Origin of the sequence: uncultured Agrococcus sp., assembly GCF_945915485.1 — a bacterium.
In the GTDB taxonomy this organism is placed as follows: Bacteria; Actinomycetota; Actinomycetes; order Actinomycetales; family Microbacteriaceae; genus Agrococcus.
The window spans coordinates 1-3,513 of record NZ_CAMEFJ010000148.1 but is presented as its reverse complement, the minus strand read 5'-3'; the positions used below and the strand labels follow the sequence as shown (position 1 = coordinate 3,513).

Genomic DNA, 3,513 nt, shown 5'->3' with positions numbered 1-3,513 from the left:
TCATCGAGAAACCCCTGATAAGCACGCTCCGCTTCCGCGAGAAGTTCGTCGTCCGACATGAGGTCGAGCTCCAGCACATCCCCGTCACCGTTGCTTACCTCTTCGGTCTCGACCGGCGGCACGGAAAGCGATGGTTCAGCAGCGTCGTCAGGAGCTGTGTCCTCACCCGAGCATCCCGCCAGCACGAGCACGCCCGCGAGCATGAGCCCGACTATCCTCTTCGATCCCGATCGCATGCCGACAGAGTATTCCGCTTCCCTGCAACTTCGCTAGAAGTTATCCACAACCCCGGCCGACTGGGCCCGGTGCAGAGAGAGTCATGCAGAGTCGGCCAACGCGAAGGAGCGCAGGGCTTGGGTGAGGACTAGTGCGAGGGCTCAGCGAACCTCGGCTCTGCGTGTCAGGATCGCCCAGACGATCGCAGAGACGACGGTGCTCCCAGCCAGCACGCTCATCCATACGCCCCATCCGAAGCCCATGAGGGTTTCGAGCAAGCGCAGTACCTGCTCCCATGGGGCGATGATCCCGATGCCAAACACCAGCACCAACAGGATCAGTGCCACGCCGCCCAGCCACGAAAGCCCGGTCTTCCCCCAGCGATTCCATACGGAACCGATCATGGCGCAGAAGCACATCCCCGCGAGAGCGATCAAGAAGGTCTGAATCGCTGTCTGCCACCACGGCCCTGTACCCGTGTGGACGGTGTCGAACATTCGCACGCCCATGCCCCAGCCGCTCGTTGCGAGCTCGATGATCTTGCCGATCACGACGATCGCAGTGATGGATGCCGCCATGATGACGAACATGAGCCCGGAGCCGATAACCCATTCCCGGCGCGTGATACCCATCCCGAGCGCGAACGAAAGATGCTGACCCATCGTCGCGAAGCCGATGCCGATGCCCATGCCAAGAAGGGCCCAGACGGCGCCGTTGTACTGCATTCCCTCCCACAACGCTTCGCGGTCTGTGCCCGTGGCTGTGGCGACGGCTCCGATGAGACCGATGACGATGACGACGATGCCGAGCACGATCAGCGGTGCCAGGAATGTTCCTTTTCTGTCGGCAAAGTGCACTCGCAGTACGTTGCCTGTGCGTTGCATGATTCCCCCTTATACGTTCTGTCGCGCGCGACGTTCGTGTCGCGCTGACTCTGTGAGTGCGACGAATAGATCCTGCAGCGAGGCAGGCTGTCGCTCGAGCTTCAATTCGGATGCCCGCTCCAGCACCGGCCGCGGCACTGTGCCGCGCACGACGATGGTGGAGAGCCCGCCGACATCCGTGCGCTCGAGCACGTCGACGTACTCTGCGAATTCGTCGATGGCCGCGCGGGTACCCGAGAACGAGCTCGCGGCATCCGCCAGATCCTCGACCTCGTGGCGCATCATCAGCTTGCCGCTGTCGATGACCGTGACGGTTTCAAGCAGCGGCGCAATCTCATCGATGTGGTGTGACGAGATCACGATCGTCCGCGGATGCTCACTGAAGTCGCGCAGCAGTTCGTCGTAGAAGTTCTTCCTCGCGACGGCGTCGAGTCCGAGGTAGGGCTCGTCGAAGAACGTCAGCTCGGCCCGCGACGCGATGCCGACGATAATGCCGATTGCGCTGAGCTGGCCGCGCGAGAGTTTCTTGATCTTGCGGTCCGTCGGCAGTTCGAAGACGTCGACGAGATACCTCGCCGTTTCCTCATCCCACCCGGCATGGATGCCTCTGGCGACGGTCAGCACGTGCTCGGGCGTGAAGCCGTCCGGGTACACCTGCCCCTCCTGAATGAAGCAGACGCGTCGCAGTACGTCTGCGTTCTCGACCGGCTCTTCGCCGAAGACGCTGATCTGGCCGCTCGTCGCGAAGAGCTGCCCCGTGAGCAGCTGCATCAGCGTGGTCTTGCCGGCACCGTTCCGGCCCAGCAGGCCGTGGATGCGGTGCTCCTCGAACTCGATGCTCAAGTCGTCGACGGCCGCGACCGCCTTGTATCGCTTCGAGACGTTTCTCGTCTGAATGACGGTAGTCATGAAAGCTCCTTTTCGATGGCCGTGATGAGTTCCTCACGGGAAAGTCCAAGTTGTTTCGCCGCATGAATCATGGGCGCGATGAATTCGGCTGCGAACGACTCGCTACGGTCTCGCACGAGTAGGTCGCGGGCCCCGACGGCGACGAACATTCCGATTCCTCTTCTCTTCACCAGCACGCCCTGTTCGACGAGCAGTGTCAGCCCCTTGCCGGCCGTAGCCGGATTGATGCGCAGGTGCTTCGCCAGTTCGTTCGTCGATGGGACGGCTGTGTCTTCGGGGTAGGTGTCGTCCAGAATGCCCTCGGCGATCCGGTCGGCGATCTGCATGAACAGCGGTCTGCTGTCGTCGATCATGGCCCCTCCCCTGTTGTCATTTCTGGGCGGATGCGCGGGTTCCGCCGGTCTCAAGTCGTCCGATTTCGCGCAGTCAAACTACCTGGTTGGTTCATTACTCCACTAATGAACCATGCAACTAGGCTGCCTGTCAAGTGCGGACCCCGCCTGACGCAAATGCTTCATCTGCAACGAGCAGCGGCACTGTGATCGACGAGCGGCGAAAACTGCGGCTTTTCAGCGCAGAACCCGAATCTCGCGGTGTCCCGAGATACGGTTCGCGGCAGCACCCTGGCATCCCGGCTCCCACAATCGAACGCGAGGGGCTCCGAGACTACTCGTCACCCCAGGGGACGGGCGTCGTCATCCCTGTCTCCCAATCTCGTCGCAAAATCGCATACGCAACAGACGCCACCGGATCGGAACCCTCGACAGGCCAGGCCTCCCTGTAGTGCGCTTCCTTAACCCAGCCGGCGCGCAGGAAAGTCTTGCGCATGGCGACGTTGTCTTCGCGCGTCTGCCCTTCGAAGCGGCGTGCCTCGGGGGAGCGTTCGAATACCTCTCGCGTGAGCAGCTGCAGGATGCGCACACCGAAACCGCGACCGCGCGCGTCGAGCGCCAGCCGAAGGTCGAACAACGGCGTATCGTCGTCCAAATCCTCCAACGCAGCGAAGCCGATGCGCTGATCTTTGAGCGTGATCCAAAAGGCGGCATTGCCCGGCTGGTCGTAGCGGCCGTCTGCAATCCGCCGGGCGGCATCCGCCTGCGTCGGACGAGGCCGCATATGAAACGGCCATTCGTTGTCGCCGAGGAACTGCGCGAGCGCGTCGTCATCTTCGGGTCGGCGCAACGCCCTGAGCTGCAGTCGATCGGTCACGCAGCAATGCTATCATGCGGCCGGACACGGATCCGATGCGTCAGGAAAGAGGTTGAGGATGTCTGCAACCAGAAACATGTCCTCATCTTCGCTTAACTCGAAGAGTACGGTGGAGGCGGTGAATCTGCTCGTCGGCTCGGTGTTGAGCACGGTCCCGTCGGCATCCAGAATGCGCACGTCATCGTGGTCGATGCACACGTGGGCGGTCACGGTGTCTCCACTCCCCCACGCGTTCGGAACACGCAGCCCTGCGACGGAGTAGCGCCCATCGATTACATAGTCGGCCGGAATCGAG

Annotated in this window: 6 protein-coding genes; all 6 read right to left on the bottom strand. The window is 62.1% G+C overall.

The window, feature by feature from the left end; translation table 11 throughout:
- On the bottom strand, positions 1-236 hold a 236-nt coding region (locus tag Q0O95_RS13615; RefSeq protein WP_293699770.1), incomplete at its 3' end, for a hypothetical protein.
- Between the two features lie 141 nt (positions 237-377).
- The gene (locus tag Q0O95_RS13610) at positions 378-1,100 is read right to left on the bottom strand and encodes a hypothetical protein (RefSeq protein ID WP_293699767.1); all 723 of its coding nucleotides are present in this window, start codon (positions 1,098-1,100) and stop codon (positions 378-380) included.
- A 9-nt stretch (positions 1,101-1,109) separates the two neighbouring features.
- On the bottom strand, positions 1,110-2,009 hold the full coding sequence (locus Q0O95_RS13605) for an ABC transporter ATP-binding protein (RefSeq protein WP_293699764.1): 900 nt from the start codon (positions 2,007-2,009) through the stop codon (positions 1,110-1,112).
- Positions 2,006-2,362: a GntR family transcriptional regulator gene (locus Q0O95_RS13600; protein ID WP_293699761.1), complete on the bottom strand. Its 357-nt coding sequence runs from the start codon at positions 2,360-2,362 to the stop codon at positions 2,006-2,008. Before Q0O95_RS13600 ends, Q0O95_RS13605 begins: the two co-directional genes overlap by 4 nt.
- A gap of 313 nt (positions 2,363-2,675) precedes the next feature.
- Positions 2,676-3,218: a GNAT family protein gene (locus Q0O95_RS13595; RefSeq protein ID WP_293699758.1), complete on the bottom strand. Its 543-nt coding sequence runs from the start codon at positions 3,216-3,218 to the stop codon at positions 2,676-2,678.
- A 12-nt stretch (positions 3,219-3,230) separates the two neighbouring features.
- A partial coding sequence (locus Q0O95_RS13590) for a hypothetical protein (protein ID WP_293699755.1) occupies positions 3,231-3,513 on the bottom strand: 283 nt, incomplete at its 5' end.

Coding starts and splice junctions, on each gene's coding strand:
- Q0O95_RS13610 (WP_293699767.1), bottom strand. CDS start 1,100: ATGCAACGCACAGGCAACGTACTGCGAGTGCACTTTGCCGACAGAAAA.
- Q0O95_RS13605 (WP_293699764.1), bottom strand. CDS start 2,009: ATGACTACCGTCATTCAGACGAGAAACGTCTCGAAGCGATACAAGGCG.
- Q0O95_RS13600 (WP_293699761.1), bottom strand. CDS start 2,362: ATGATCGACGACAGCAGACCGCTGTTCATGCAGATCGCCGACCGGATC.